At 62.5% G+C, this 26,483-nt stretch carries 23 protein-coding genes; 9 read left to right on the top strand and 14 right to left on the bottom strand.

Annotated features, from left to right (window positions below; translation table 11 throughout):
• Window positions 1-2 precede the first annotated feature (2 nt).
• The 3 genes from ORL50_RS23875 to ORL50_RS23865 are packed head-to-tail and all read left to right on the top strand — an operon-like array spanning window position 3 to window position 3,366.
• Window positions 3-1,199, top strand: a complete 1,197-nt coding sequence (locus ORL50_RS23875) for an amidohydrolase family protein (protein ID WP_266018584.1) — start codon at window positions 3-5, stop codon at window positions 1,197-1,199.
• Window positions 1,196-2,695 (top strand): amidohydrolase family protein, encoded by a 1,500-nt coding sequence (locus ORL50_RS23870; RefSeq protein WP_266018582.1) that lies wholly within the window; start codon window positions 1,196-1,198, stop codon window positions 2,693-2,695. The genes ORL50_RS23875 and ORL50_RS23870 overlap by 4 nt, the downstream gene beginning before the upstream one ends.
• Window positions 2,696-2,706: 11 nt before the next feature.
• Window positions 2,707-3,366 (top strand): flavin reductase family protein, encoded by a 660-nt coding sequence (locus ORL50_RS23865; RefSeq protein WP_266018580.1) that lies wholly within the window; start codon window positions 2,707-2,709, stop codon window positions 3,364-3,366.
• A 10-nt stretch (window positions 3,367-3,376) separates the two neighbouring features.
• Here the strand turns inward: ORL50_RS23865 and ORL50_RS23860 are convergent, their stop codons facing one another.
• From ORL50_RS23860 to ORL50_RS23800, 13 genes are all read right to left on the bottom strand, one after another.
• Window positions 3,377-6,454 (bottom strand): error-prone DNA polymerase, encoded by a 3,078-nt coding sequence (locus ORL50_RS23860; RefSeq protein ID WP_266018578.1) that lies wholly within the window; start codon window positions 6,452-6,454, stop codon window positions 3,377-3,379.
• Window positions 6,451-7,866, bottom strand: coding sequence for a Y-family DNA polymerase (locus ORL50_RS23855; protein WP_266018576.1), 1,416 nt, complete (start codon window positions 7,864-7,866; stop codon window positions 6,451-6,453). Before ORL50_RS23855 ends, ORL50_RS23860 begins: the two co-directional genes overlap by 4 nt.
• A gap of 7 nt (window positions 7,867-7,873) precedes the next feature.
• On the bottom strand, window positions 7,874-8,491 hold the full coding sequence (gene imuA / locus ORL50_RS23850; protein WP_266018574.1) for a translesion DNA synthesis-associated protein ImuA: 618 nt from the start codon (window positions 8,489-8,491) through the stop codon (window positions 7,874-7,876).
• Window positions 8,491-9,108: a transcriptional repressor LexA gene (gene lexA, locus ORL50_RS23845; RefSeq protein ID WP_266018572.1), complete on the bottom strand. Its 618-nt coding sequence runs from the start codon at window positions 9,106-9,108 to the stop codon at window positions 8,491-8,493. Before lexA ends, imuA begins: the two co-directional genes overlap by 1 nt.
• A 190-nt stretch (window positions 9,109-9,298) precedes the next feature.
• Entirely contained in the window at window positions 9,299-9,586 is a 288-nt protein-coding gene (locus tag ORL50_RS23840; RefSeq protein ID WP_266018571.1) for a DUF971 domain-containing protein, read from the bottom strand.
• Window positions 9,583-10,545 carry a HEAT repeat domain-containing protein gene (locus ORL50_RS23835; protein ID WP_266018569.1) on the bottom strand — a complete coding sequence of 321 codons (963 nt, stop codon included), beginning with the start codon at window positions 10,543-10,545 and terminating at the stop codon, window positions 9,583-9,585. The genes ORL50_RS23840 and ORL50_RS23835 overlap by 4 nt, the downstream gene beginning before the upstream one ends.
• Window positions 10,542-11,390 (bottom strand): ABC transporter ATP-binding protein, encoded by an 849-nt coding sequence (locus tag ORL50_RS23830; RefSeq protein ID WP_266018567.1) that lies wholly within the window; start codon window positions 11,388-11,390, stop codon window positions 10,542-10,544. Before ORL50_RS23830 ends, ORL50_RS23835 begins: the two co-directional genes overlap by 4 nt.
• Window positions 11,390-12,172, bottom strand: coding sequence for an ABC transporter permease (locus ORL50_RS23825; RefSeq protein WP_266018566.1), 783 nt, complete (start codon window positions 12,170-12,172; stop codon window positions 11,390-11,392). The genes ORL50_RS23830 and ORL50_RS23825 overlap by 1 nt, the downstream gene beginning before the upstream one ends.
• A gap of 25 nt (window positions 12,173-12,197) precedes the next feature.
• A complete protein-coding gene (locus tag ORL50_RS23820; RefSeq protein WP_266018565.1) occupies window positions 12,198-13,604 on the bottom strand; it encodes an ABC transporter substrate-binding protein in 1,407 nt (468 codons plus the stop codon).
• Window positions 13,605-13,838: 234 nt separating this feature from the next.
• On the bottom strand, window positions 13,839-14,084 hold the full coding sequence (locus tag ORL50_RS23815) for a 4Fe-4S dicluster domain-containing protein (RefSeq protein ID WP_008060065.1): 246 nt from the start codon (window positions 14,082-14,084) through the stop codon (window positions 13,839-13,841).
• A gap of 26 nt (window positions 14,085-14,110) precedes the next feature.
• Window positions 14,111-15,856 (bottom strand): fumarate reductase/succinate dehydrogenase flavoprotein subunit, encoded by a 1,746-nt coding sequence (locus ORL50_RS23810; RefSeq protein WP_266018559.1) that lies wholly within the window; start codon window positions 15,854-15,856, stop codon window positions 14,111-14,113.
• Window positions 15,853-16,605: a GntR family transcriptional regulator gene (locus tag ORL50_RS23805; RefSeq protein WP_266018557.1), complete on the bottom strand. Its 753-nt coding sequence runs from the start codon at window positions 16,603-16,605 to the stop codon at window positions 15,853-15,855. Before ORL50_RS23805 ends, ORL50_RS23810 begins: the two co-directional genes overlap by 4 nt.
• 1,264 nt (window positions 16,606-17,869) lie before the next feature.
• A complete protein-coding gene (locus tag ORL50_RS23800; RefSeq protein WP_266018555.1) occupies window positions 17,870-18,757 on the bottom strand; it encodes a Dyp-type peroxidase in 888 nt (295 codons plus the stop codon).
• Between the two features lie 309 nt (window positions 18,758-19,066).
• Here ORL50_RS23800 and ORL50_RS23795 point away from each other — a divergent pair, with 309 nt between their 5' ends.
• From ORL50_RS23795 to ORL50_RS23770, 6 genes are all read left to right on the top strand, one after another.
• Window positions 19,067-20,194: a PAS domain-containing protein gene (locus ORL50_RS23795; protein WP_266018554.1), complete on the top strand. Its 1,128-nt coding sequence runs from the start codon at window positions 19,067-19,069 to the stop codon at window positions 20,192-20,194.
• The gene (locus ORL50_RS23790; protein ID WP_266018552.1) at window positions 20,191-21,618 is read left to right on the top strand and encodes a sigma-54 interaction domain-containing protein; all 1,428 of its coding nucleotides are present in this window, start codon (window positions 20,191-20,193) and stop codon (window positions 21,616-21,618) included. The genes ORL50_RS23795 and ORL50_RS23790 overlap by 4 nt, the downstream gene beginning before the upstream one ends.
• Window positions 21,619-21,831: 213 nt before the next feature.
• A complete protein-coding gene (locus tag ORL50_RS23785) occupies window positions 21,832-22,434 on the top strand; it encodes a dimethylamine monooxygenase subunit DmmA family protein (protein ID WP_266018550.1) in 603 nt (200 codons plus the stop codon).
• Window positions 22,431-23,399 (top strand): PDR/VanB family oxidoreductase, encoded by a 969-nt coding sequence (locus tag ORL50_RS23780; RefSeq protein ID WP_266018548.1) that lies wholly within the window; start codon window positions 22,431-22,433, stop codon window positions 23,397-23,399. The genes ORL50_RS23785 and ORL50_RS23780 overlap by 4 nt, the downstream gene beginning before the upstream one ends.
• An 18-nt stretch (window positions 23,400-23,417) precedes the next feature.
• The gene (locus tag ORL50_RS23775; protein WP_266018546.1) at window positions 23,418-24,458 is read left to right on the top strand and encodes a heme-dependent oxidative N-demethylase family protein; all 1,041 of its coding nucleotides are present in this window, start codon (window positions 23,418-23,420) and stop codon (window positions 24,456-24,458) included.
• Window positions 24,459-24,693: 235 nt separating this feature from the next.
• Window positions 24,694-26,232, top strand: a complete 1,539-nt coding sequence (locus tag ORL50_RS23770) for an APC family permease (protein ID WP_266018545.1) — start codon at window positions 24,694-24,696, stop codon at window positions 26,230-26,232.
• 62 nt (window positions 26,233-26,294) lie between these two features.
• Here ORL50_RS23770 and ORL50_RS23765 read toward each other — a convergent pair.
• A partial coding sequence (locus ORL50_RS23765) for a hypothetical protein (RefSeq protein ID WP_266018686.1) occupies window positions 26,295-26,483 on the bottom strand: 189 nt, incomplete at its 5' end.

The raw sequence follows: 26,483 nt of genomic DNA, 5'->3' as shown, positions 1-26,483 counted from the left end.
TAATGACCCACCCACGCTGGCTACGCAACGTACGCCCCTATGGCGCCACTGCCGAAGACCTGCTGATCGAAGACGGCCTGTTCAAGCAACGCCGCCCGGCAACCGACGCAGCGCTCGGCCCCACCGACATCGACGGTCAGCACCAGTTGCTCACCCCCGCGCTGGTGGAAAGCCATGTGCATCTGGACAAAACCCTCTGGGGCCAACCATGGCGCCCGAACAGCGCCGGGCCGACTCTCAAGGACTACATCGCCAACGAGCGACGCGTGCTGCGGGAAGTCGACGCACCCATTGCCCAACGGGCCGGCGCGCTGCTGGAAAACTGCATCGCCCGTGGCTCGCTGACCCTGCGCTGTCACGTCGACATCGACCCGGAGTTCGGCCTGCGCCATGTCGAGGCCATGCAGCAGTTGCGCGAGCGCTACCGCGACCTGATCGACCTGCAACTGGTGGTGTTTCCGCAAACCGGCCTGATCAGTCGCCCCGGTACCGCCGAACTGATGCGTGAAGCCATGGCCCTGGGCGTGGAAAACGTCGGCGGACTTGACCCGTGCGGCATCGATAAGGATCCCGTCGCCCAGCTCGATTTCGTGTTCAAGCTGGCTTGCGAATTTGACCGTGGAATCGACATCCACCTGCACGACAAAGGCGAACTGGGGCTGTGGCAGATCGCCCTGATTGCCGACTACACCGAGCGCTTCGCCCGTCAGGGCCAGGTGATGATCAGTCATGCCTACTGCCTTGGCATGTTGCCGTGGAGCCAGGTCAAACCCGTGGCCGAGCGTCTGGCCGTCCTGGGCATTTCGCTGATGAGTTCAGCTCCTGCCGACTGCGCTGTGCCGCCGTTCCTCGCATTGCGCGAGGTCGGGGTCAACCTGTGCATTGGTTCGGACGGTATCCGCGATGCCTGGTCGCCCATGGGCAACGGCGACATGCTTGAGCGCGCCATGCTCCTGGCCTTTCGATTTGACTTGAACAAGGACGACGAGCTGGCCGCCGCATTCGAGGCCGCGACCGTCAACGGCGCCAGGGCCTTGGGCGTTGCAGGGTATGGCCTGCAAATCGGCCATCCGGCGGACTTCCTGCTGATGCCAGTGCAGACCCTCGGCGAAGCGGTGGTGGCGCGGCCGCTGCGCCAGGTTTATCGCCGCGGACAGTTAATAGCCCGCGATGGGCGTTTGCTGGACAGTCGTTTGTGACTCGCCCGGCAACCATCATCGGCCTCAAAGCCGCTTGCGTGGTCGGCTTCGACGGCAGGCAGCACGTGCTATGGCGCGACGGCGAGGTGGTGTTCGAAGGCTCGCGCATCCTGTTTGTCGGGCGTGGTTATGCCGGCCCGGTGCAGCAGTGGATCGACTACGGCACTGCGTTGATCAGCCCAGGGCTCATCGACCTGGATGCCCTCGGCGATCTCGACTCCACGGTGTTGACCCTGGACAACGGTGACGAGCGCGACATGGGGCGCATGTGGTCCGAGGAGTACCTGGCGCGGGGGCCACGGGAGAGTTTCAGTCCCGAGGAAGAGCTATTCAAATACCGCTACGCCTTCACCCAACTGATTCGCAACGGCATCACCACGGCCATGCCGATCACCTCGATGTACTACCGCGAGTGGGCCGAGACCTACGACGAGTTTGCCGCCGTCACCCAGGTGGCCGCCGAGCTGGGCCTGCGCACCTACCTGGGGCCTTGCTACATGAGCGGGATGAGTTACTGGCGCGCCGACGGAACCCTGGGGCATCACTTCGATGAGGCCCGAGGGCTGGCCGGGCTGGCGGCGGCTGAACGGTTTTTCGAGGATTTCGACGGCGCCCATGGCGGGCTGATTCGCGGCGCCTTGCTGCCGGACCGGATTCAAACCTGTACGCCAGCGTTGCTGCAGCGTACCGCCGCGCTGAGTCGCGAACTCGCCGCGCCAGTGCGCCTGCATTGCTGCCAGGGGCTTGGCGAGGTGGCGATGGTCGAGCAACTGCGCGGCTGCTCACCCCTGGCCTGGCTGGAACGTCTGCACCTGCTCACCCCGCGCAGCCTGCTGCCGCACGGCATCTACACCGCAGGCGACGACGACCTGCAGCGCGTGGTCAACGGCGGTGCCAGCCTGGTGCATTGCCCGGTGGTGTTTGCCCGTGACGGCGAGGCGCTGAACTCGTTCGGGCGCTACCAGGCCCTGGGCATCAACTTCGCCCTGGGCACCGATACCTGGCCGCCGGACTTGCTGGAGAACATGCGCCACGGCTTGAACATCGCTCGCTTGCTCGAAGGCGGCAACTCGCTGACCAGCACCCTGGACTTGTACAACGCCGCCACCTTAGGGGGCGCCAAAGCCTTGGGTCGCGACGACCTGGGACGCCTGGCTCCAGGGGCCAAGGCCGACATCAGCGTGTTCAACCTGCGCGGCCTGCACCTCGGGCCGCTATTCGACCCGCTGAAAAACCTGGTGCTTGCCGGACGCGGGGACGATTGCATAGCCACTTACATCGATGGCCGCTGCGTGATGCAGGACGGTCAGGTCCAGGGCGTCGACTACCCCGCCCTGCAACGCCAGGCCCAACGACAATTCGAAAAACTGATGCGCAGCCATGCCGACCGGGCCACCGGCCAGCCGGACTGGAAAACCCTGTTCAAACCGGCCATTGCGTTTGCCGACGATTACAGCGCAAGCGCGCCGCTGTGCTCGATTGACCCATTACCTTAGAGAATCTGCCCATGCACAGCTTTGACTTCAGCACCATGAGTCCTCGGGACAAATATAAGATACTGATCGGCAGCGTGGTACCGCGGCCGATTGCCCTGGTCACCACAATCGATGGCGAGGGTCGGATCAACGCCGCGCCCTTCAGCTTCTTCAACGCATTGTCTGCCGACCCGCCGATTCTGGCCCTGGGTGTGGAAAATTACGGCGATCAAAGTCCCAAGGACACCACTCGCAATATCCAGCTCAATCAGGAATTCACCGTCAATATCGTCAGCGACGCCCTGGTCGAAGCCATGAACGTCTGTGCCGTGCCCTTCGCCCCCGGCTTCGACGAACTGACCGCAGCCGGCCTTACGGCAATCCCCGGCACCCTGGTCAAATGCCCAAGAATCGGCGAAGCCCCGGTGGCACTGGAGTGCCGGCGGATGATGGCGCTGTCGATCGGGCAGTCGCGGGAAATCATCTTTGGCGAAGTCTTGATGGCCCATGTGCGCGATGAGTTGATCGACCCGAAAACCTTGTACATCGATCAACTGGGCCTGGATGCCATTGGCCGGATGGGCGGCCACGGCTATGCGCGCACCCGGGACTATTTCGACTTGCCAACGCGCTCGCTACAGGCCTGGACGGAAGCGCCGGGGGGCGGCGAGCGGGTTTGGCCAGAGGCGTAGGACGGGTTCGTCAATGGAAATCCCGACTGCGAATGCTGATCCCGTCCAGCAACTCACTCAGGTCACTCATGCGTCCGGCAATCAGGTGCCGGACCTCGCCCTGGCTTTCCCAACGCCCATCGACCTTGAGTAACTGCGAGCCCACCAGCACTTTTCGCTGACGCTCAGCCAGGTCGCGCCAGACGATCACGTTGACGTTTCCGAACTCATCTTCCAGGGTGACGAAGGTCACGCCACTGGCGGTGCCCGGGCGCTGGCGACCGGTGACCAGGCCCGCGACACTGACCGGCCGTCCGTGCTCGACCTCCAGCAATTCCCTGGAGCTGCGACAGCGCCGCGCTTTCAGCTCGGCGCGCAACAAGGCCAGCGGATGCGGGCCGAGGGTGGTGCCGACGCTGGTGTAGTCAGCCAGCAGGTCCTCGCCCACCGTGGGCTTGGGCAAGGCCACCGGTTCCTCTTCCTGCCTGGGCAGCCCGGCAAACAAACCCAGCTGCCTCTGCACCCCCGCCACTTCCCAACGTGCGCGATGGCGATTACCCGCCAGGGCGCGCAGGGCTCCGGCATCGGCCAGCAGCTCCTGGGCGCGGGCATCGAGTTGCGCCCGTTCGCCGAGGTCGGCGATGTCGACGAATAACCCGCGAGCCCGCGCCGCCTCGATGCGCAGGGCATCGTCCTGGCGAAACCCCTTGATCATGCGCAACCCCATGCGAATCGCCGGCTGCGCCCCGGCAATGGGTTCGAGGCTGCAATCCCAGTCACTGGCGCGAACATCCACCGGGCGAATCTGCAAATGGTGGCGCCGCGCATCCTGCAGGATCTGGTCGGGACTGTAGAACCCCATGGGCCAGCTGTTGATCAGTGCGCAGGCGAATGCCGCAGGTTCGTGACACTTCAACCAGCAACTGGCATAGGTCAGCAAGGCAAAACTGGCCGCGTGGGATTCGGGGAAGCCGTAGCTGCCAAAGCCCTTGATCTGCTCGAAGATTAGCGCGGCGAACTCCGCCGTATAGCCGTTCTTCTTCATCCCGGCAGCCAGGCGCAATTTGTGCGGTTCAAGGCCGCCATGGCGTTTCCAGGCCGCCATGGAGCGGCGCAACTGGTCCGCTTCGCCCGGGCTGTAGTCGGCGGCCACAATGGCGATCTGCATTACCTGCTCCTGGAACAACGGCACCCCAAGCGTTCGCTTCAACACCTCGCGCAATTGTTCCGACGGATAGGTTTCCGCTTCTTCCTTGTTCCGACGCCGCAGGTACGGATGCACCATGCCACCCTGGATAGGCCCTGGCCGCACGATCGCCACTTCAATGACCAGGTCATAAAATACCTTGGGCTTGAGCCTTGGCAGCATCGACATCTGCGCCCGGGACTCGATCTGGAAAACCCCGACCGTATCTGCACGGCTGATCATTTCGTAGGTCTGCGGGTCTTCGGCCGGAACGGTGGCCAGGCTCAGGTCGAGGTTGCGGTGGCGCCGCAACAGGTCAAAACAACGGCGAATGGCACTGAGCATGCCCAGCGCCAGGATATCGACTTTGAGCAACCCGACGGCATCCAGGTCGTCCTTGTCCCACTGAATGATGGTGCGCTCGGCCATCGCCGCGTTTTCCACCGGCACCAGGGTGTCCAGGGGCTGCTCGGAAATGACAAAACCCCCAGGGTGTTGGGACAGGTGCCGGGGAAAACCGATCAATTGCCCGGTGAGGCTGAGCACACGACGCAACACCGGGCTCTCGGGGTCGAAGCCGCTTTCGCGCAGACGTTCCAATGGCGGCGTCTGATCACTCCAGTGGCCGCAACAATCGGCCAGGGCGTTGATCTGGTCCGGCGGCAGCCCCAGCGCCTTGGCCACGTCACGCACCGCCCCGGCAGCGTGATAGGTGCTGACCACGGCGGTCAGGGCTGCCCGAGTGCGACCGTAGCGCTGAAACACATATTGCAGCACCTCTTCGCGCCGCTCGTGTTCGAAATCGACGTCGATGTCTGGCGGCTCGTTTCGCTCCTTCGAGAGGAAACGCTCGAACAGCATATTCATGCGTGCCGGATCGATCTCGGTAATGCCCAGGGCAAAGCACACCGCCGAGTTGGCCGCTGAGCCTCGGCCCTGGCAGAGGATTTGCTCGCGTCGGGCGAATGCAACAATGTCCTGCACGGTCAGGAAGTAGCTTTCATAACCCAGCTCGGCGATCAGGCCCAGCTCCTTGTCGATCATTTGCCGAACCTTGTCACTCGCCCCTTGGGGCCAACGTTGGCGAATCCCGCGTTCGGTCAGTTCGCGCAGCCACGAGACGCCACTGTGTCCTTCAGGTACCAACTCCCGGGGATACTGGTAGCGCAACTGGCTCAGTTCGAAGGTACAACGCCGGGCGATCTTGAGGGTTTCATCGAGCAAGGCCTGGGGGTAGAGCCCGGCCAATGCATCGAGGCTGCGCAAGTGTCGCTCGCCATTGGGGTGCAGGCGCAAGCCGGCGGCGGCCACCGGGACGTGATGGCGGATGGCGGTCATGGTGTCCTGCAGCGCGCGCCGTCCGCGTACGTGCATGTGCACGTCGCCGCTGGCCACCAGCGGTATCTGCAACTCGCCCGCCAGGCGCGTCAGGTCGGCCAGTCGGCGCCGGTCATTCTGGCCGCAGTGCAACTGCACCGCCAGCCACAGACGGTCAGCAAACACTTGGCGCAGCCAGTGACCGCTGGCCGCATCATCGACAGCGTCAGGCACCCACAGCGCCAGCAAGCCTGGCAACGGCTCGCTGAAATCTTCGCGCAGCACCTGGTACTGACCTTTCTGCGTCCTGCGCCGGGCCCGGGTGATGAGCCGGCACAGGTGCTGGTAACCCTGGAGATTTTCCACCAGCAGCACCAGTTTCGGGCCGTTCTCGATGCGAATTTCACTGCCGATGATCAGCGCCATGTCCACCGATTTAGCCGCCTGCCAGGCCCGCACGATGCCTGCCAGCGTGCATTCATCGGTGATGGCCAACGCCTGGTAACCCTGCTTTTTTGCCCGCTCAAACAACTCAAGCGCACTGGACGCGCCACGCTGGAAGCTGAAGTTCGACAGGCAATGCAGTTCGGCGTAGGCGCTGGTCATGCAAACCAGCCTTGCAGCCACAATGGACCGCTATCACCCACTGCCCGATAGGCCCAGGCCTGCTGCCCTGAGCGGGTTTCAATCAGGTAGTAGTCGCGGCGCACATCAGCGCCATCCCACCAGCCGGACTCGATTCGCTCCGGCCCCATGACGATGCGTGCAGAGCTTTCATGCACAGCCAGCGGCTCAGTCAACAACCATCCCGGACGTTGCACACCGCTCAGTCCGGTACCGGGCTGATTATCGGACCCGGCCTGCCATGCACATTCCGGTCGATGGTCTGCCTGATACCGCAAGCCGTGCACGGCATCATCCCCAAGCCGCGCCCGCAAGCGCTCGCGCAGTTGCTCCCAAGGCAAGGATTGTTGCGGTCGGTCGTCGAACAGCTCCTGGTGCTGGGGAACAAAGGCGGGCAAATCTTCGGCTCGCAAGCGAAAACCCCGTACCGGGGCCTGCACCTGCACTTGCTCCAGGCGCCCACGGGCCAGTTCGAACAGCATGGCCGGATCGCGCTCGGCGCTGAGCAGGCCGACCTTGATCACGCTGTCCGGCAGGCCCGCGTGTTCCAGGTGCAGGTCGAAACGTTGCACGCCACTGTCGCGCCCGCACAGGAAGGCCGCGAGATCGCCAGTCAGGCGGCGTAATGGAAACAGCAATGCCTGGTGGGACTGCACATCAAAATTAAGCTCGATGCGCACATCAAAACGATCCGGCGGCAGATAGAAAGCCAGCGCCAACGGCCGGGTTCCGCACAATGTGTCCAGATGCAGCAGCACCCGAGCCTCGAAGCGCCGGGCCAGACTGTTACGTGGCAGCGCCTGCACCTGGTTCAGCGTGCGCAGGCCCATGCGTGACAAGGCTGTGACCACCGCAGGTTCCAGGGCGATGCGGTCGATGGGCAGTTGTGCCAAATGGCGCTGCAAAGCGGCATCATCGGCTACCACCAGACCGTCATGCAGGTTGGCCAATACTCGTGCGGCCACCGGGTTGGGAGCTGCGACTATGCGATGGCGAAAACCCAGTTCCCCCAGTTCGCTGCGCAAGCGCGCCTCGAACTGCGGCCAGGGTCCGAACAGTCCCAGGCTGGATTCGATTTCGAACACCAGCGCACGGGGGTAATGCACGCTGACCTGGGAGCTGAAACGATAGGCCCAGGCGGCCAGGAATTGCTGCCAGTGTTCGATTTCGGCAGCGTCGTACTCCGCAGTGACAAAGCCCTTGCTCAAGGCCTGCGCGGCAGTCATTGACTGACCGGGACGCAAGCCCAGTGCCCGGGCGGAAGCGTTGACTGCCTGCAACACGCGGCGTTGGGCCGGGCCGGTCAGCAGCGCCAGCGGTTGATCGGGGTCGCTGCGCTGACGCAACACTGCGTCCAGCGCCAATTGCGGAAAGAGAATGCATACCCAACGCATGGCAACCTCAATGCCCCACGGCAAAGGCGATTGGCGCCGAACGGGCCAGCCCGCCCCGGCACTTGAGCACGCGCAGTTGCGCGGGTCGCGCGTCGATGGCAATGCGCAAAGCCGCAGGCGAAGGGTTGACGGCCTCCTGGATCGAGCGATAGGCAAACGCCAGGGTCGAGCCGGTTTCGGCTGCCACCTGCAAACGGCGCAATGCGCGGTCATCGGCTTTATGCGGCCAGCACAGCACTGCGCCGCAACTACCTGAACGCAGGCACTGCTCCGCTGCCCACAAAGCATCGCGTTCGCTGGCCTGGATGATCGACAGTTGACGCAGATCGATCCCGGCATTTTCCCAGGCCTGCGGGTACGGCACGAAGGGCGGCGCCACCAACACAATGCGCTCACCCGCAGCGGCCAGGCGTGCCAATGCCGGCCACACCAGTTGCAACTCACCGACGCCCTGCCCGGCCAGGAGGATTTCGGTCAGTGCCGCTTCCGGCCATCCCCCCGTAGGCAGCGCTGCATCCAGCACCGCGTGCCCAGTGGGTTGCGGGCTGGCAGCCGGGGGCGCAGGCCGGCCCTTCCAGACCTGGCCGCCATTGAACAGCGTATCCAGCGCGACGACGGCACCCATCAGCCTTGCCTCACCAGACCGCAGAACACGCCTTCGATGGCCAGGTCCTGATCGGCTTCGACGATGATCGGCTTATAGGCGGGGTTGCGCGGTAACAGCCGGACGGTCTCGCCCACTCGCTCGAAACGCTTGATGGTCACTTCACCATCGAGCCGCGCCACGACGATCTGGCCATTCAGCGCTTCGGCACTGCGATGCACCCCCACCAGGTCGCCATCGAGAATGCCGTCCTCGATCATCGAGTCGCCCTGGACCCGCAGCATGTAATCCGGCACCCGGGAAAAGATCGCCGGGTCGAGCATAAGGCGGCGGTCAACTTCGGCATCGGCGCCAATGGGTGCCCCTGCGGCTACCCGGCCAAGCACCGGGATGTCCAGCAGCTCCGGGCGCGCTGCCTGTCCGAGCAAACGAATGCCCCGGGCCTGATGAGGATTGACCTCGATGAAACCGGCCTCGGTAAGCGCCAGCACGTGCTTGCGCGCCACACTTCGAGAGGCGAAACCAAACGCCTCGCTGATCTCGGCGAGGCTTGGAGGCTGACCACGCTCGGCGATTCGCTCGCGGATGAAGGTCAGGATGGCGGTACGGCGGGGAGTTAAAGTGGTCATGGAGTACATTTGTACTCTTTTGCAGATTGGGTGACAAGCACCATCCGTCCCATATGAACTGCCCTAGGAGCTGCCGAGTGAAACGAGGCTGCGATCTTTTGATCTCGTTTTACAGGCTCAGGATCAAAAGATCGCAGCCTTCGGCAGCTCCTACAAAAGCGTGTTCAATTCGAGTTATCAGCCACCCCAAAAAGCGTATTCAATTTAAGTTAGTAGCCAGTGCGCAAAGATAGGCCCACGGAAAAATCCCCCGCTCATGCCCATCACTGAACACCAGCTGCACCCCATACCCCTGATCATTGACCTCGACCACCCGCACCCGCGAGTCCACCAGCGGCACCTGCCCTCGCAGGCGAAAGGCCCGGCATTGCGAACATGGGCACTGGCGGCGCAGTTCAGCATGGTCCAGCAACTGCTCACGACCGTCCGGCCAGCTCAGGCGCAATTGCTGGCGCGCCTGGGAATTGCCAACCGCCGAGGGGTTCATTGCAATTGACTCAACGCAATGCGCACCGCTTTGCGCACTTCCGGGTCGCCATCGTCCTGCGCTGCCTGCAAGGGTGCAATGGCGCCGGGGTCGTTCAGTTCGCCCAAAGCCAATGCGGCCTCTTTGCGCAGGTTACTGATGCGATGGCCGAGGGTGTCGATCAGTGCCTCAAGCGCCGGCCCATAACGCAGGCGCCCAAGGCTGCGGGTAGCCCGCAGGCGCACTTGCCAGTAGTCATCGCCCAGGGCCTCGACCAGCGCCGGGCCCGCGTCCACATGCCCGACCTTGCCCAGGGTAGTCGCCGCTTCCTCGCGAACCTGCCAGGCATTGTCGCGCAGGGCCTGGCGCAGTGCGGGCAGAACCTGGGCATCCGAGGCCAGGCCAAGGGCGCCGGTGGCCGCCCGCCGAACCTCGGTGTCGGGGTCCTGGCTGGCCAACGTCGCCAGCGCCGGCAAAGCCTCAAGCTGCTTGAGCCAGCCGAGCACCCCGACTGCCTCGCGGCGCACTCCCGCGTCCACATCGGCCAACGCGGCAGCGGCTGCCGTGGCGGCATCCGGGAAGCGCAATTCGCGTAATGCGCGAAACGCGGCGATGCGCACATGCACCTCGGCATGCCCGGTCCACGGCAGAATCACCCGGCCTGCCGCCTCGCTCTTGAGCAGGCTGAGGCTTTGCGCGGCGGCGGCCTGGACGGTCGGCGAAGGGTCGGTCAGGGCCTGGCACAAACCCTCGACCACTGGATCGTCTTCCCAGGCTTCCAACAGTCGTGCGGCCTCGGCACGGACCTCTGCAGCCGGGTCCTCGGCCAGTCGATCGACCAGCCAGAGCAGGCCATCAGGCTCTTCGAGATCAGCCAGTTCAATCAGGGCAATCCTGCGCACTCCCGAGTCTGCATCGGTCAGGCGTGGTTGCAGGGCAAGAATGTCAGCGTTATCGGTTACATCAAATAGTCTGGTCATAGGGCAAATCGCGGCAGTTTGTTTTCTGGAGGAAGTCCGAGAGGGTTCAGGCGTGGTAACTGCCGACCGTCTTCGTGACGCAACAACTCGAGGCAGTGGCGCTTCAAGCGGGAAAATTCGTGACTGGTCACCAGCTCGCTGGCGCGGGGCCGCGGGAAGTCCAGGCGCAGGTCTTCGATGATCCGCCCGGGGCGCGAACTCATGACCAGCAAGCGGTCAGCCAGGAACAGCGCTTCATCGATGTCATGGGTGACGAACACCACGGTGGTGCGAATCCGGGTCCAGATGTCCAGCAGCAGTTCCTGCATGTTCAGCCGGGTCAGGGCATCGAGCGCGCCGAAGGGTTCGTCCATCAGCAACAAGCGTGGACGATTGATCAGCACCCGGGCGATTTCCACCCGCTGCTGCATGCCGCCGGACAGCTCGTCGGGCCAGCGCCCGGCGAACCCCTCAAGCCCGACCAGCGCGAGGATCTCGTCAGCGGCCTGGTGCCGCTCGGCTTTGCCGATGCCACGCATCTTCAGGCCAAAGGCGACGTTGTCACGCACCGTCCGCCAGGGGAACAGCGTGTGGTGCTGGAACACCATGCCGCGCTGGGGCGAAGGGCCCAGGACTGGCGCACCATCGACGGTGAGGCTGCCGGTAGAGGTCTGCAGGTGCCCGGCCAGCGCCCCGAGCAATGTGGATTTGCCACAGCCGGAGGGGCCGAGAATGCACACGAACTGCCCCGCATCGATCTGGCAGTCGAGGCCCTGCACGGCTTCGAAAGCCGTGCTGCCCTGACCCAGGCTGATCGACAATTGACGAATGTCGATACGCCCTTCCATGGCTTGATAACTACTCATCAGGCTTTTCCTCGTGGTCGGTGCCACGGCGTGAACAAACCGCCGAGACGTTTGATCAGCAGGCTGCTGCCCATGCCGAGTACACCGATCAGCAGCATGCCGACCACGATATCGGCGTAGTTCTGGATGGTGTAGGACTCCCAGGTGTAGTAGCCGATGCCGTACTGGCCGGAGATCATTTCGGCGGTCACCAGGCAGAACCACGAAGTGCCCATGCCGATGGCAAGGCCCGTGATGATGCTCGGTGCAGCACCGGGCAATATGACCTCGCGCAGGATCGCGCCGCGCCCTGCCCCAAGGCTTTTCGCCGAAGCGATCAACCTGGGATCGACGCCTTCGACGCCGTGTATGGTATTGAGCAGGATCGGAAACAGCGCGCCGGTGAAGGTGATGAAGACCATCGACAGCTCCGACGAGGGAAACATCAGGATCGCCAGGGGAATCCATGCCACTGCGGGAATCGGGCGCAGCACTTCAAGCGGTGGCAGCAGCAAATCTTCAGCCCACTTCGAGCGGCCGATGGCCAGGCCCAACGCGATGCCGATGACCAGCGCCGCCAGGTATCCGGCAAATACCCGGCTCAGGCTGCTGCCCAGGTGACGGCCGAGCTTGCCCGAATCCCCAAGCCCCAGCGCCGCTTCGATGACCGCGAGCGGCGTAGGCACATTGGCAAAGGTCACCAGCCCGAGGTTCCAGTGGTGGCTGGCAGCGAGTTGCCAGAACAGCAGGCAGAGCAGCAGCGACGCGGCCCTGGGGATCCAGCGGATAAATGATCGGTACATACATGGATTCCAAAGGCGTCTGTGTTTAACGGATGGCAACCGCCTGGGTGGTGGCATCGGTGAAGTCGAGGACTTTGCCGCCCTGGGCCGTGGCGAATTGCTCGGCCTGGCCCTTGAGCAGGAAGGCGCTGAGCTCGCCCTTGGCGTTGCTGGCAAACCACGCCTGGTCCGCGAGCAATTTGATCCCGCTGTCGCTTGCCTGGGCATACACCGCGCGGATGTTTTTGCCTTCGGCTTTCAGGCCCGCCAAGGCACTGAACGCCGCCTGTGCCGAGGCGTATTGGCGAACCTTGGGTTCACCGCGCACCCAGATTTCGGCGACGTGAGTGAAATCGGTAATAGCCTGGCCGCTCGACGCATCCACGGCTTTCAAAGGGCTCTGGGCGAAATTGCCAAGCTGCGCCGAGTAATCCAGGTTCGACGCCTTGAACGCGGCGCGGATGTACTGGTCGTCGATGAACGTGTTGAGGTCGAGGCCGCGATCGGCTTTTTTCAGCAGCTTGAGGGTATCGATGGCAGTGCCGACCGCCTGGCGATATTCCGGCTTCCAGCTGAGGTCGCGGGTCTGCACACCGAGTGGGCCATGGAACAGGTAATTGACCTCGGCGTCGACGCCGGTGACCTTGGCAATCAGCTCGCTGTATTTCTCCGGCTCTGCGGCCAGCAACTGGTTGGCCTCGATGCTGGCACGCAAGTAAGCCACGACGACTTCGGGGTACTTTTTCGCGTAGGCCTGATCGACCAGGGCGCCATGGAAGGTCGGCGCATTGGCTTGCGCTCCGTCGTAAATCTTGCGGGCAAAAACACGGCTCGGGAACAGTTCGGCGAACGGCACGAAGTCGGCATGGGCATCGATTTTCCCGGCCTGCAATGCAGAACCTGCCACCTCCGGCGGCTGGGCGATGATGTTCACGTCCTTGAGCGGATCCCAACCCTGGGCAGCCACCGCGCGCAGCAGCATGCCGTGGGCCGTTGAGGCAAACGGCACGGAGATGGTCTTGCCCTTGAGCTCCGCCAGGGACTGCACACTCGACGCGCTTGGCACCACGATGCCGTTGCCGCTGCCTTTGATGCTGCCCGACAGCACGCTGATGAACAGGCTGTGCTTGCCTGCCGTAGCAAATGCGACGCCGTTGAAGGCACCCGGGAAATCAGCCATCGCGCCGAAGTCGAGTTTGCCGGCGACCATCTCATTGGTCAGGGGCGCACCGCTGGTGAAGTTCTTCCACTGCACCTCGTACTTGGCGTCCTTGTACTGGCCGTCGTGGGGCAGGTATTTGTCCAGCAGGCCAAGCTCACGAATCAACAGGCCGCCAGCGGCGCAATTGATCGTGGTGTCCTGGGTGCCGATGGCAATGCGGATGGTTTCGGCCGAGGCCGACAGGGTCAATGAAGCCAGTACCAGACCGGCAAACGCTGCACGCAACAACATGGGTGTGTCCCCTCGAATCATTGATTGGATGTTCGTCTCCGCCACGATCAGGGCGTGGTGGGAAACGAGGGGTGGTTTAATTCAGCGTCCGGGGGTGACCGGATGGCTTTAGGGCAGGCAGTACTGGCCTCATCGCGAGCAGGCTCACTCCTACAGGTTGGGTGGTGTACTCCGGATTGCGGCTCACCAGGATCCTCTGTAGGAGTGAGCCTGCTCGCGAGTGCGCCTCGGGTTTCAACGCAACAAGTAGGGAATGTCGACCTTCACCGCCCCCGTCGGGCAGTCCTTCTCACAGGGCATGCAGTACCAGCATTCATCAAACGCCATATAGGCTTTCTGCGTGGCCGGATTGATCGCCAGCAGGTCCATCGGGCAAACGTCTACGCACACAGTGCAGCCTTTGTGGGCGATGCACAGGTCCTCATCGACGGTGACCGGCGCGTTGGAGCGGAAGAAAATTTCCTGGGGTTGATAAGCCATGGTTCGGACTCTCCTGGTGGCAATCGTCAGGCGGCGTAAGCGCCGACCCGCAGCTTGTCGTAGGCCTGCATTTCCTCGGCATCGAGGGGGATGATGTAGGGCTCCACGGCTTTCTTGAAACTGGTCATCGAACCGTCTTCAGCCTTCTTCAGGTGGCAATGGCAGAACCAGTCGCTGTCATTGCGTTGCGGATGATCGACCCGGTAGTGGTACAGCCCCCAACGACTTTCAGCGCGGAACAACGAAGCCCGGGCAGCCATTTCGGCGCAGTCGCGGATCATGCTGACTTCCATCGCGCGCATCAGCTCGTGGGCGTTGTGGGCCTTGATCTGATCCAGGTCGCGCTGGATATCGCTGAAGCGCTGCAAGCCGATCTGCATTTTTTTGGTCACTTTTGGCGGTTGCAGGTAGTCATTCACGAAACGCCGCAGCTTGTATTCGACCTGGGCCGGTGGCAGGCCGTGTGCACGATCCAGAGGCGCATAGACGCGTTGTTGTTCCGCTTCGATCTGCCCGGCATCGAGCGCTGAAAACTCGCGCCCGGCGACAAAATCTGCGGCGTTGTTGCCGGCAAACCAGCCGTAGGTAAAGGCTCCCAGCATGTAGTTGTGCGGCACGGCGGCCATGTCACCCGCCGAGTACAAGCCCTTGACCGAAGTCTCGGCTTTCTCGTTGACCCAAACCCCGGACGCCGAGTGACCGCTGCAGAAGCCGATTTCCGAGATGTGCATCTCCACCATCTGCGTGCGGTAATCGGTGCCACGATTGGCGTGGAACTGGCCTCGGCTGGGCCGTTCGTTGCTGTGCAGGATCTCTTCGATGTTCTGGATGGTTTCCTCGGCCAGGTGGTCGAGCTTGAGGAACACCGGGCCATTGCCGCTTTCGAGTTCCTGGTGGAACTCCCACATCATCTGGCCGCTCCAGTAGTCGCACTCGATGAAGCGCTCGCCTTTGTTGTTGGCGGTGTAGCCACCCAGCGGACCGGTGACGTAGGCGCAGGCCGGGCCGTTGTAGTCCTTGATCAGCGGGTTGATCTGGAAGCACTCCAGGTTCGCCAGTTCGGCGCCCGCGTGGTACGCCATGGCGTAGCCGTCGCCGGCATTGGTCGGATTTTCGTAAGTGCCCATCAGGTAGCCGGAGGATGGCAACCCCAGGCGCCCGGCCGCACCGCAGCAGAGGATCACGGCCTTGGCCTTGATCACATGAAAATCGGCCGTGCGGCAATCGAACCCCATTACCCCATTCACCGCGCCTTCTTCGTCAGTCAGCAGGCGCGTGCACACCAGGCGGTTGGTGATGCTCACCCGCGCCCGTTTCAGCTGGCGGTACAAGACCTTCTTGATGTCGTGGCCTTCCGGCATCGGCAGTACGTAGGCACCCATGTGGTGGACCTTCTTCACCGCGTAGTCGCCGGTTTCATCCTTCTCGAATTTCACTCCCCACCGATCCAGCTGTTCGATGGTCTCGAAGCTATGGGTGGCATAGGCGTAGACCGCCGCCTGATTGACGATGCCGTCGTTGGCGATGGTGATTTCCTTGGTGTACTGCTCCGGCGTCGAATGCCCGGGAATGATCGCGTTGTTGAGTCCGTCCATGCCCATGCTGATGGCGCCGCTGCGCTTGACGTTGGCCTTGTCGATCAGCAGTACGCGCAAATCGCGGTTGCGCTCCTTGGCCTTGATCGCCGCCATGGGGCCGGCAGTGCCGCCGCCGATCACGACGATGTCGTATTCCTGCTCAAGGATGCTTCTGTTCTCGGAACTGCGGGTCATGCCTGATCCCCTTTTTGCCGGTCGATTCGCAAGCGGTACTGGAAGGCATCGCCGCGGTAGTAAAGGTGTTCGAAATCCACAGGCCGGCCAGCGGCATCGTGGGTCAGACGCTCGATGCGCATGATCGGCGAACCGGTTTCCACGCCCAACGCCTGGGTCAGGTCGCTGTCAGCCAGCACCGCGTCGATGGCCAGGTCAGCGTGCCCGAGTGACAGCCCGCAGTCGTTTTCCAGGATCAGGAAAATGTCGCGGGTCACCAGGTCGGCCTTCTCCAGACGCTCGCCGATGGCCTGGGGCAGATAGGTGATCTCCAGGGATATCGGCTCGCGGTTGATCAGCCGTACCCGCTTGATCTGCGCCACGATGTCGCCTTCGGCCACCTGCAGGCGTTCGGCAACCAGCTTGTCGGCGCCGATGAATTTGAAACTGCGCAGGCGGTTGATCACCTCATAACCGCGCCCGGTCATGGATTCGGCGAGGCCCTGCAAGGTGCTGACGTTCTGAAAGGTCTTGGGCTTGGCGACGAAGGTGCCTTTGCCATGGATCTTGAAGATCAGCCCTTCCTTCTGCAGATCGCCCAAGGCTTGGCGCACAGTGATGCGGCTGACCTTGAACAGACTGCCCAACTCGCTTTCGGAAGGCATCTGGCTGTCCTGCGGATACTCACCGTCGAGGATTCGCGCACGCAACACATCGCGCAGTTGGGTGTGCAGCGGAACACTGCCAAGGGAGAGAACGTTATCGGTCATGGAGATTCACTTGTTATAACGAGTTATGACAAGATCATATCCAGCAGTCGGCAGCCTGGGAAATAACGTTTGGGTATAAGGTTAGCTGCTGAATTTCGCCTGGCCAGCGCAGATTTTTGTAGCAGCTGGCGCAGCCTGCGTTGGGTCGCGCAGCGGCCCCCGGGTTTCCAAGGCAAATATTTAATCGCCTGGAATAGCGCCTGCTCCGCAGCCGAACGCAGCCTTCGGCAGCTGCTACAAATTCCCCATACGCCACAATCCCGTGTAGCAGCTGGCGAAGCCTGCGTTGGGTCGCGCAGCGGCCCCCGGGTTTTCAAGGCAGATATTTGATCGTTCGGAATAGCGCCTGCTCCGCAGGCGAACGCAGCCTTCGGCAGCTGCTACAAGGTCCCCATACGCCACAACCCTCGTAGCAGCTGGCGAAGCCTGCGTTGGGTCGCGAAGCGGCCCCCGGGTTTTCAAGGCAGATATTTGATCGTTCGGAATAGCGCCTGCTCCGCAGGCGAACGCAGCCTTCGGCAGCTGCTACAGGTTCCCCATACACCACAACCCCGTGTAGCAGCTGGCGAAGCCTGCGTTGGGTCGCGAAGCGGCCCCCTGCGTTTCAAGGCCAAAACCCAATCGCCTGGAATAGCGCCTGCTGCGCAGGCGAACGCAGCCTTCGGCAGCTGCTACAAATCCCCCATACGCCACAACGCTCGTAGCAGCTGGAGCAGCCTGCGTTGGGTCGCGCAGCGGCCCCCTGCGTTTCAAGGCCAAAACCCAATCGCCTGGAATAGCGCCTGCTGCGCAGGCGAACGCAGCCTTCGGCAGCTGCTACAAGGTCCCCATACGCCACAACCCTCGTAGCAGCTGGCGCAGCCTGCGTTGGGTCGCGCAGCGGCCCCCGGGTTTTCAAGGCAGATATTTAATCGCCTGGAATAGCGCCTGCTGCGCAGGCGAACGCAGCCTTCGGCAGCTGCTACAAATTCCCCATACGCCACAATCCCGTGTAGCAGCTGGCGAAGCCTGCGTTGGGTCGCGCAGCGGCCCCCGGGTTTTCAAGGCAGATATTTAATCGCCTGGAATAGCGCCTGCTCCGCAGCCGAACGCAGCCTTCGGCAGCTGCTACAAATTCCCCATACGCCACAATCCCGTGTAGCAGCTGGCGAAGCCTGCGTTGGGTCGCGCAGCGGCCCCTGCGTTCCAAGGCCAAAACCCAAACGCCTGGAATAGCGCCTGCTGAGCAGCCGAACGCAGCCTTCGGCCGCTGCTGGGTCTGGGTTCAGCCAATGCGCAGCGCGCGCAGGTCCAGGTGGCCGTCTTTGAGCGGCGGGCACCAGTAGTAGCCGCCGGTGATCGGCCGGCTGATGCGGTACAGGCCATCGGTGATGCCATCTTCCAGGCCGCTCATGCGGCGCAGCTGGGCTTCAAACGCATCCAGGGAAAAGCCGAATGCGAGGAACATCAGCCCCGCACGGTCACCCTCGATCCAGGGCATTGAACGACGAACCACAAATGCCTCAGGGGCAAAGCTTTCCTGGGCGGTGCGTTTGACGTGAGCGGAGATCGGCGCATCGTCCAGTTCTTCGTTGTCACTCAGGCGCCGGCCCATGATGTTGTCCGTCTCATGGGACGGCAATGCGCGAAAACCTTTCAAGTCGTGCTGCCACTGCTGGATCGCGGCAAAACTGCCACCCACCAGGCCATCGGCGCCCTCACCCAGCAAAGCTGCCGCCACTGCCGCTTCGTCATGAGGGTTTTCCGTGCCGTCCTCGTAACCGGTCAGGTCGTGGCCGGTGCGGTGGCGGAAGGTTTCATTCATCTGTACCAGACGCAGCGCCGGAGCCAGTGCCGCTTCGATAGCCTGGCTGCGATTGAGCAATTCGCCGCGGTCGATACCATGCAACCAGCACCACAGGGCATGCTGGGTCGAGGGATTATCAACGCCAACACCCGTCATCGCCGGGAATGCCCGCAGGCCATCGATCCGGGCATGGAGCGCCTTGACCAGGGATTCACCAAAGCCCACTACAGCGGATTTACCGTCCACCAGTTGCATCAGCTTATCCAGCGCGGCCGGCAATGCTTCGACGCACTCCAGCGCGAAGAACAGGTGACGAGCTTGCAACGGAACGGGGGTGGCGAGAATGCCCGGCTGGTAGTGACTCATATCGACTCCTTGAAAAAGCTGCGCAGTTTACCGGGGTCTTTGATCCTATACACATGGGTTTTTTATCCGCCGCAGTGGATGCGCATGACCGTTTGGTCGGACCAGCGCTGCAAAAATGCCATGCTTACTGCAATATCGCAGCATTCTGTGGGAGCAAGGCTTGCTCGCGACGACATCCTCAAGGCCGCCATCGCGGGCAAGCCTTGCTCCCACAAGTAGCTATAGCTACTCCTGCTGCTACGCCAGAACGCGTTTGGCATGCGATGTGCCCTGCTTTTGAGATCCTCAGCCAACCCGAGCCGATTCACCATGGATATTCTGCATTTGCTGGCCCACAAAGCGCCCCCCTGCGTCAGCACCATCAGTGCCGACGGGCTGCTCGTGAGCCTGTCTGCCAGCTTGAGCGATCAACTGGGTTACGCGCCTGAAGACTCGATGAACCAGCCGATCGAACACCTCTACAGCATCGAATCGGTTCGTACCTTGCGGGCACTGTTCGCCAACCCGCCGGCAGACGAGCAGGTGCACAGCATTGAGCTGACGTTGATCCGGCACAACGGCAGCCTGCTGCACGTGATTGCCAGCGGTCTGCTGGAGTGGCGCGAGACCCAGCCCGCACGCCTGCACCTGTTGAACATAGCGCTGGGCACGCTGGGCCATCGCCTGCGCGAAATGCACAACGCCAATGAAGTGATGAGCCAGATGCTGCAAAGCGCCAAGGTGGCCTACTGGTGCATCGAGTTTGCCGAAGCGGTAGACATCAATAATTCACCGGATGAAATCGTCCGCCAGGTGTTCGAAAACGACTCGCACTGGCGCCTGTGCAACCGCGCCATGGCCGACGTCTACGAAATGCCCTCGGATGTCGATTTTAATCAGCAACCGGTGCGGCTTTACTGGCCACGCAGTCCGGCCAACGAGGAATTCGTGCGGCGCCTGATCGAAGCCGGATTCAGCGTCGACTGCGCCTTGTCCGTAGATCGCCGCCACGATGGATCACCCGCCTACGTCGAGAACGATGTGCGCGCCACCATCGTCAACGGGCACCTGTTGCGCATGTGGGGCAGCATTCGCGACGTCAGCCAGGAGCTGCGCATGCAGCACGATGCCGAACAACGCATCGACGCTCTGCGCCGGGTGTTCGACGCGGTGCCGGACGCCGTGCTGGTGATTGACGAGCACCTGCAGCCGCAATGGCGTAACGCGGTGTTCGAAGAGACTTTTGGCATCACCAACGGCGCCGGCATCGCCCGCCTGCTGCTGGACAACGCATTGCCCGAACGCACCTGGCACCGCCTGCCGCTACCTGATTTGAGCGGGCGCGCGCCGGACTTCGATGTGCACTGTTCGCGCATTCTGATTCGTGAAGGCGTGGCCTGGCGTGTCGCCGTGTTCCGTCAGCGCCAGGGCGTACGCACCCAAGAGTTGCACCCATGAAAGACTCGAATCTGCCACCCAGCCTGCAGATGGGAATGCGCTCTTCGGTCAACGTCAGCAGCGAAGTGCTCGGCGCCTTACTGGAGACCCCGGCCCTGCATGCCCTGCTCGACAGTTTCGGCGAGGCGTTGATCATTACTGATGGCGAAGGCCGCGTGCGCTTTCTCAACCTGGCTGCCGAGCGAGTCAACCGACTGTCCAAACAGCAGGCCATCGGGTTGTCGGAGAGCGAATTGTTCCAGCGCTCGGCACTCAATTACGACGACCTGCAAGCGGCGTTGAATCGCGGCGGCAACAGTGCCTTGACCCGCTCCCGGGAAGGCCGGGTGCTGCTCAGCAGCACCCATGCGATTCCCACCGGGGCCTATGAAAAACCCTTTCGCATGCTCACCCAGAAAGACTTCGACGCCAGCCAGCCGCAACGTCGGGCCTCGCTGGGGGCACGGCCAGTGGAGCCTCAAGGTCTGCGCGATCCCCAGGACAACGCCCTGCACCTGTCCCCTCAGTTGTCAGGCATCGCCGACACCGGCGTGCGCGCCTTTCGCCGCCGCGCGCGACTGTTGCTGCTCGGAGAGCCGGGGGTCGGCAAGACGGCCATCGCCCGGCATATACACCGCGCCGCAGGCTGGGGCGACCGGCCGTTCATCCATGTCAATTGCGGGAGTATTCCGGAGAGCCTGTTTGAGTCGGAGATGTTCGGCTATGAACGCGGCGCTTTTACCGGCGCGCTGGCAGGCGGCAAACAGGGCTATATCGAGGCGGCTGCCGGCGGCACGCTATTCCTCGACGAGATCGGCGAGATACCGCTACACGTCCAGGCCAAGCTGTTGAAGTTCCTCGAAGACAGCACCATTCAATCGGTCGGCTCGCCCCTGAGCAAAACTGTGCAGGTGCAGGTGATTGCCGCTACCAACAAGGACCTGCGGCACCTGGTGAGCATCGGCGAGTTTCGTGCCGACCTGTATTACCGCTTGGCCGTACTGCCCGTGGAAATCCCACCGTTGCGTCAGCATCGTGCGGACCTGCCATTCCTCATCGACATCCTGCTCAGCCGCATCAACGGTGACCGCGAACCGTCCCTCAGCCTGTCTGCGGGCTGTCGCAAGCGGCTGCTGAGCTACGACTACCCGGGCAACATCCGCGAGCTGGTGAATATTTTCGAGCGCCTGGCAGTACTCGCCGACGATGAAGCGCAGGAACATCACCTGCCAGCTGAGATGCTCGAACCGCTGCGCCCCCGGCAATCGGTAGATCCGCAAGTGGCCGACGAAGAGGATCCAGAGCAGAACCTCAAACTGCAGGTCCAGCATTTCGAACGCCAGGTGATCCTCAGGGCAGTGCACCTGTGCGGCAGCAAGCGCAAGGCAGCGGTGCACCTGGGTATCGACATCGGCACGCTGATTCGCAAGCTGCAGCGCGAGTGATCGAGCGGGAAACGCAAAAGCGCTGCAAAAACGCATACATATCCAGTTACTTTTGCCATTGCCACGGCCACCCCTATTTAATAAATCATTTTAAATCAAATAGATACATAACTGGCACGACCTGTGCTCCTGCTATCTGCAACCCACCATCGTTGGGCTTTGCACAAGGCCGGCTTTTATCCGCCGCGCCGGTAGCCAGGAGGAATAATAAAAATGTTGATCACCGGGATCAAAAGCCGACCGGTCTATGACCGGCTGGAACCGCTGCCAGGCGGTCTGCACCACATCATTGCCGGCCAGGGCAGTGGCGGGCGCGCCATGTTGCGCCTGCTGGGCGAAATGGTCGGATCGACCAGCCCCATCACCCTGCTGTACTCCCAGGAGTCCTTCTCCGGCCAGGATTTCCTCGGCGAGCTGCAGCAGTATCCGCAGCACCCTCTGCACGTGCACCCGTCCAACCAGGCACTGATCGAAGCCCTCCGGGCGCTGCTCGGCGAAGCGCGCATGGGCACCCGCCTGTACCTCGCCGGCTCGGAAAGCTTTCTGGGCAGCGCCATGCAAGTGGCCACCCATTTCGACCTGAACCGCGACGAAGTGCTGCGTGAGCACTCCGGCACCCTGGTGCGCAGGGTCTGGTGCGTGCATTGCGACACCTACACCGAGAACGTCACCCAACGCGTCTACGACTGCCCCGGTTGCGGCGTGACCTTGGTGGTGCGCGATCACTATTCCCGTCGTCTTGCAGCCTTCCAGGCAGTCAAGGCCGATGCCGAAGTACCGGGCGAATTGCCCGAAGCCGAGGAGCTCGACACATGAGCCAGAACAACGGCACGTTGAATCTGCGCGTGGCCCGCATTGAAGCGGTAACCCCGGAAATCAAGCGCTTTACCCTGGTGTCGCCGACCGGCGCGCACCTGCCGGCATTCTCAGGCGGCAGCCATGTGGTGGTGCTGATTGCCAATGCGCAAAACACCCTGCGCAACCCTTACTCCCTGCTCAGCTCGCCGTACGACACCAGCAGTTATCAGATTGCCGTACGCCGGGTGGACAGCGGTCGCGGCGGGTCAGTTTCATTGCACGACGACGTCCACGAAGGGGATGTGATCGAGGTGACCCCACCGGTCAATCTGTTCCCGCTGATCAAGCAGGCGCGCCTGCACATCTTCATTGCGGGCGGCGTCGGCATCACGCCGGTGATCTCGCAACTGGAGGAACTGCGCCTGAGCAAGGTGCCATTCGAACTGCATTACGCCGTACGCGGTGAAGCGCACGCGCAACTTGGCACCGAGTTGCAGACCACCTATGGCAATCAGGTGCACCTGTACCGCAAGGGTATCGATTCGCGCCTGGATATCAGCCGGGTCCTGGCCAACCGCCCGCTGGGCAGCCACGTTTACGTGTGCGGCCCCGACAGCATGATCGACGCCACTCTGACTTGCGCCAGGGAGTTGGGCTGGACCGACAGCCATGTGCACTTCGAGCGATTCCTCGAACAGAGCAGCGGCGGCGAAGCCTTCAGCTTCACGCTGGGGCGCAGCGGCGCAACCATCGAAGTTTCGCCGGACCAGACCATGCTCGAAGCCGTCGAAGCCGCCGGCTACAGCATGCCCTACCTGTGCCGCGGCGGCGCCTGTGGCCACTGCGAGACCGAAGTCCTGGAGCTCGATGGCGAGCTGCTGCACAGCGATGACTGGCTGTCGGACGAGGACAAGACCAGCCGCAAGAAAATCATGCCCTGCGTATCCCGCGCCAAATGCAATCGCCTGGTCATCGACCTCTGATCGACGGAGACAATAACAATGAATATCAAATTTAATCCCGACGAAACCTACCGCGACGACTACACCTTCGCCAACAGCCCGGAAACCATCGCCCGCGCGCCCTTCCCGTTCCCTGACGACGACTACATGTACTCGATGAATCTCGAGCCTCATGTGCCGGTAGGCGATGGAGCGTTTCGTGCCGCTTTCGACATCGACGAACACTACATCAGCGAGTGCAAGGACCGCGCGATCACCCTGGAAAAAGATCCGGGCATGCACTACGTCTCGGCCCCGCACATGATGGAGGCGCAGTGGGACTTGCTGGAGCTGATCATGGAGTCCTACGCCCGCGATTATCCGCAGTACTTCAGCCTGCAGCGCGAAGGCCGCCAGTGGCACTGGACCAACCGTTTGCTGGACATCGATGACCACTTCACCTTCGGCGATCCGGCCACCCTGCCCTACGAGCCGATGGAATACGTGACTCGCCAGGCCCAGGGCGACTGGGTGTTGCAGGAGGAACGCGACGGTACGCTGTATTGGGGAGCCGGCATTGCTACGCAGCGCGCCGATTACTCCCTGCGTTTCAACCTCGGCATGAGCTGGGAGGAGTTCCACGGCCCGGTGCCGCTGGTCAAGGAAATCGGCATGCTCGACCGCGCCTTGAAGTTCCTGCTGCGCTTGCGCACCGGGCACCCGGTGCGCCGCCTGAACTGGTCACTGACGGTCAACCCGCGCCTCGAAGTGTCCGCCGAGAGCCTGCCGGAATGGGCGCCGGACCGTACCATCGTGACCGCGCAAAACGCCGGCAAGCTGGTGTACCTGCGCATCGAGCTGCAGCCGCTGCACCGCCTGCCCCGCAGTAACGCGATCGTGTTCCCGATTCGCACGTACCTGCTCAGCCTCGAAGACATCGCCACCAACCCTGCATGGGCGCGACGCATGCACCGGGTGCTGCGTGACTTGAATCAGCAATTGGTCGATTACAAGGGTTTCAGCCGCTACCGCGATGCCGCGGTGGAGTGGCTGTCGCAGTACGACGATGGACGCGATAGCGATTCGAAAAAACACGCCTGAGGACACCACCTGTAGCAGCTGCCGAAGGCTGCGTTGGGTCGCGAAGCGGCCCCAGGTTTCCTAGGCAGAAACTCAATCGTCCGCAATAGCGCCTGCTCCGCAGGCGGACGCAGGCTTCGCCAGCTGCGACATGGAAACGTGCATTGACTGCGCAATACAACAACAAGCCCGAAATGGGCATCGGCGGGACAACCCGCTGGATCTAATCAACTGCCATTGATAATGAGGAAATAAAATGAGTGGCTCATCCAACACGCGTGCAAACAGCAGCGCCGACCAGGACGCGGAACAACTGCGCGCCCTCGGCTACAGCTCCGACTTCAATCGGAGCATGAGCCTGTGGGAGAACTTTTCCCTGGGCTTCACCTACCTGTCACCGGTGGTCGGCGTCTACACGCTGTTCGGCCTGTGCCTGGCCGCCGGCGGCCCGCCGATGTTCTGGTCGTACTTGCTGATCGGCGCCGGGCAATTACTGGTGTGCCTGATCTTCGGTGAAATCGTCTCGCAGTTCCCGATCTCCGGCGGGGTTTATCCATGGGCGCGCCGTCTGGTGGGCAAGCGCTGGGCGTGGATGGTTGGCTGGGTCTACGCCTGGGCATTGTGTGCAACCATCGCGGGCGTCGCCGTCGGTGCAGGGCCTTACCTGGCGATCATGCTGGGTTTCAATCCAGGCCCCGAGGCCAATATCTACATCGCCCTGACGATCATTGCACTATCGACTGCGCTGAACCTGGTCGGTACCAAATTGCTGGCGCGCGTGGCGATGTTCGGCTTCCTCTGTGAGCTGGTCGGCGCCATCCTGGTGGGCGGCTACCTGCTGATCTTCGAGCGTCATCAGCCGTTCAGCGTGCTGTTCGACACGTTCAACCTGGAAGTCAACGGCTCCTACCTGCCGGCATTTCTTGCGGCGTCGCTGGCGGGCCTGTTCCAGTACTACGGCTTCGAAGCGTGCGGCGATGTTGCCGAAGAAACCCCGAACCCGGGCAAGCGCATTCCCAAAGCCATGCGCATGACCATCTACATCGGCGGTGCCGCGGCGATGTTCGCCTGCCTGGCGCTGATTCTGTCGGTGCCGGACATGGCCAAGGTCCTTGCCGGTGAAGACACCGACCCGGTCGCGACCATTCTCGCCAATGCGTTCGGCCCGGTGGGTTCGCGCCTGGTGATGGCGGTGGTAATGGTGTCCTTCATCTCCTGCGTACTGAGTCTGCAAGCGGCGGCGAGCCGTCTGTTGTTTGCCTATGCCCGTGACGAGATGATCATCGGCAGCTCGCTGCTCAAGCGTCTGTCGGGTAACCACGTGCCGTCATTCGCCCTGCTGATCAGCGGCCTGGTGCCAGCTGCCATCGTTTGCCTTGGCATGTTCATGGCCGATGCGGTGGCGACCATCGTCGGCTTTGCGGCCATCGGTATTTATGTCGCGTTCCAGCTGATCGTCGTTGCAGCCTTGATCGCCCGTGCCAAGGGCTGGCGTCCAAACGGCCAGTTCACCCTGGGTGCCTGGGGCCTGTGGGTGAACCTGGCCGCGCTGATCTATGGCGTGTGCGCGATCATCAACATGGTCTGGCCACGCTCGCCGGATGCGCCGTGGTACATCAACTACTCGATGATCCTGACCACCCTGGTGGTGATGGGAGCCGGCCTGGTCTACATGCTGCTCGGCAAGCCGTACGACAAAGGCACTGCGCCTGCGGGTGATGCCTGGAAGTTTTCCCGGCCGGTGGCCAAGGCGGCTGATGTGTCCGGTGCGGCAGTCAACAGACCTTCGATTTAATACCCATTAGCCACTGTTGGAGCCCGATTTACTGTGGGAGCAAGGCTTGCCCGCGATGGCGATCATGAAGACGCCATCGCGGGCAAGCCTTGCTCCCACAAGGAATCGTGGCTCCCACATGGAATCGAGCTCGACAGCAAAACAACAGGTTCGAAGAGGACAAAACGATGCAAACCAAACTCCTGATCAACGGCCAGCTCATCACCGGCGAAGGCCCCGCCCAAGCCGTGTTCAACCCGGCCCTTGGCCGC

Source organism: Pseudomonas sp. RIT-562 (assembly GCF_026241895.1).
Taxonomy (GTDB): domain Bacteria; phylum Pseudomonadota; class Gammaproteobacteria; order Pseudomonadales; family Pseudomonadaceae; genus Aquipseudomonas; species Aquipseudomonas mandelii_F.
Note: the sequence above shows the minus strand (reverse complement) of the source record. Positions and strands in the feature narration are given on the sequence as shown.

What these genes read in the sequence shown, in the direction of transcription:
- ORL50_RS23875 (WP_266018584.1), top strand. Translation starts at nt 3, where the DNA reads ATGACCCACCCACGCTGGCTACGCAACGTACGCCCCTATGGCGCCACT.
- ORL50_RS23865 (WP_266018580.1), top strand. Translation starts at nt 2,707, where the DNA reads ATGCACAGCTTTGACTTCAGCACCATGAGTCCTCGGGACAAATATAAG.
- ORL50_RS23860 (WP_266018578.1), bottom strand. Translation starts at nt 6,454, where the DNA reads ATGACCAGCGCCTACGCCGAACTGCATTGCCTGTCGAACTTCAGCTTC.
- ORL50_RS23855 (WP_266018576.1), bottom strand. Translation starts at nt 7,866, where the DNA reads ATGCGTTGGGTATGCATTCTCTTTCCGCAATTGGCGCTGGACGCAGTG.
- imuA (WP_266018574.1), bottom strand. Translation starts at nt 8,491, where the DNA reads ATGGGTGCCGTCGTCGCGCTGGATACGCTGTTCAATGGCGGCCAGGTC.
- lexA (WP_266018572.1), bottom strand. Translation starts at nt 9,108, where the DNA reads ATGTACTCCATGACCACTTTAACTCCCCGCCGTACCGCCATCCTGACC.
- ORL50_RS23840 (WP_266018571.1), bottom strand. Translation starts at nt 9,586, where the DNA reads ATGAACCCCTCGGCGGTTGGCAATTCCCAGGCGCGCCAGCAATTGCGC.
- ORL50_RS23835 (WP_266018569.1), bottom strand. Translation starts at nt 10,545, where the DNA reads ATGACCAGACTATTTGATGTAACCGATAACGCTGACATTCTTGCCCTG.
- ORL50_RS23830 (WP_266018567.1), bottom strand. Translation starts at nt 11,390, where the DNA reads ATGAGTAGTTATCAAGCCATGGAAGGGCGTATCGACATTCGTCAATTG.
- ORL50_RS23825 (WP_266018566.1), bottom strand. Translation starts at nt 12,172, where the DNA reads ATGTACCGATCATTTATCCGCTGGATCCCCAGGGCCGCGTCGCTGCTG.
- ORL50_RS23820 (WP_266018565.1), bottom strand. Translation starts at nt 13,604, where the DNA reads ATGTTGTTGCGTGCAGCGTTTGCCGGTCTGGTACTGGCTTCATTGACC.
- ORL50_RS23815 (WP_008060065.1), bottom strand. Translation starts at nt 14,084, where the DNA reads ATGGCTTATCAACCCCAGGAAATTTTCTTCCGCTCCAACGCGCCGGTC.
- ORL50_RS23810 (WP_266018559.1), bottom strand. Translation starts at nt 15,856, where the DNA reads ATGACCCGCAGTTCCGAGAACAGAAGCATCCTTGAGCAGGAATACGAC.
- ORL50_RS23805 (WP_266018557.1), bottom strand. Translation starts at nt 16,605, where the DNA reads ATGACCGATAACGTTCTCTCCCTTGGCAGTGTTCCGCTGCACACCCAA.
- ORL50_RS23800 (WP_266018555.1), bottom strand. Translation starts at nt 18,757, where the DNA reads ATGAGTCACTACCAGCCGGGCATTCTCGCCACCCCCGTTCCGTTGCAA.
- ORL50_RS23795 (WP_266018554.1), top strand. Translation starts at nt 19,067, where the DNA reads ATGGATATTCTGCATTTGCTGGCCCACAAAGCGCCCCCCTGCGTCAGC.
- ORL50_RS23790 (WP_266018552.1), top strand. Translation starts at nt 20,191, where the DNA reads ATGAAAGACTCGAATCTGCCACCCAGCCTGCAGATGGGAATGCGCTCT.
- ORL50_RS23785 (WP_266018550.1), top strand. Translation starts at nt 21,832, where the DNA reads ATGTTGATCACCGGGATCAAAAGCCGACCGGTCTATGACCGGCTGGAA.
- ORL50_RS23780 (WP_266018548.1), top strand. Translation starts at nt 22,431, where the DNA reads ATGAGCCAGAACAACGGCACGTTGAATCTGCGCGTGGCCCGCATTGAA.
- ORL50_RS23775 (WP_266018546.1), top strand. Translation starts at nt 23,418, where the DNA reads ATGAATATCAAATTTAATCCCGACGAAACCTACCGCGACGACTACACC.
- ORL50_RS23770 (WP_266018545.1), top strand. Translation starts at nt 24,694, where the DNA reads ATGAGTGGCTCATCCAACACGCGTGCAAACAGCAGCGCCGACCAGGAC.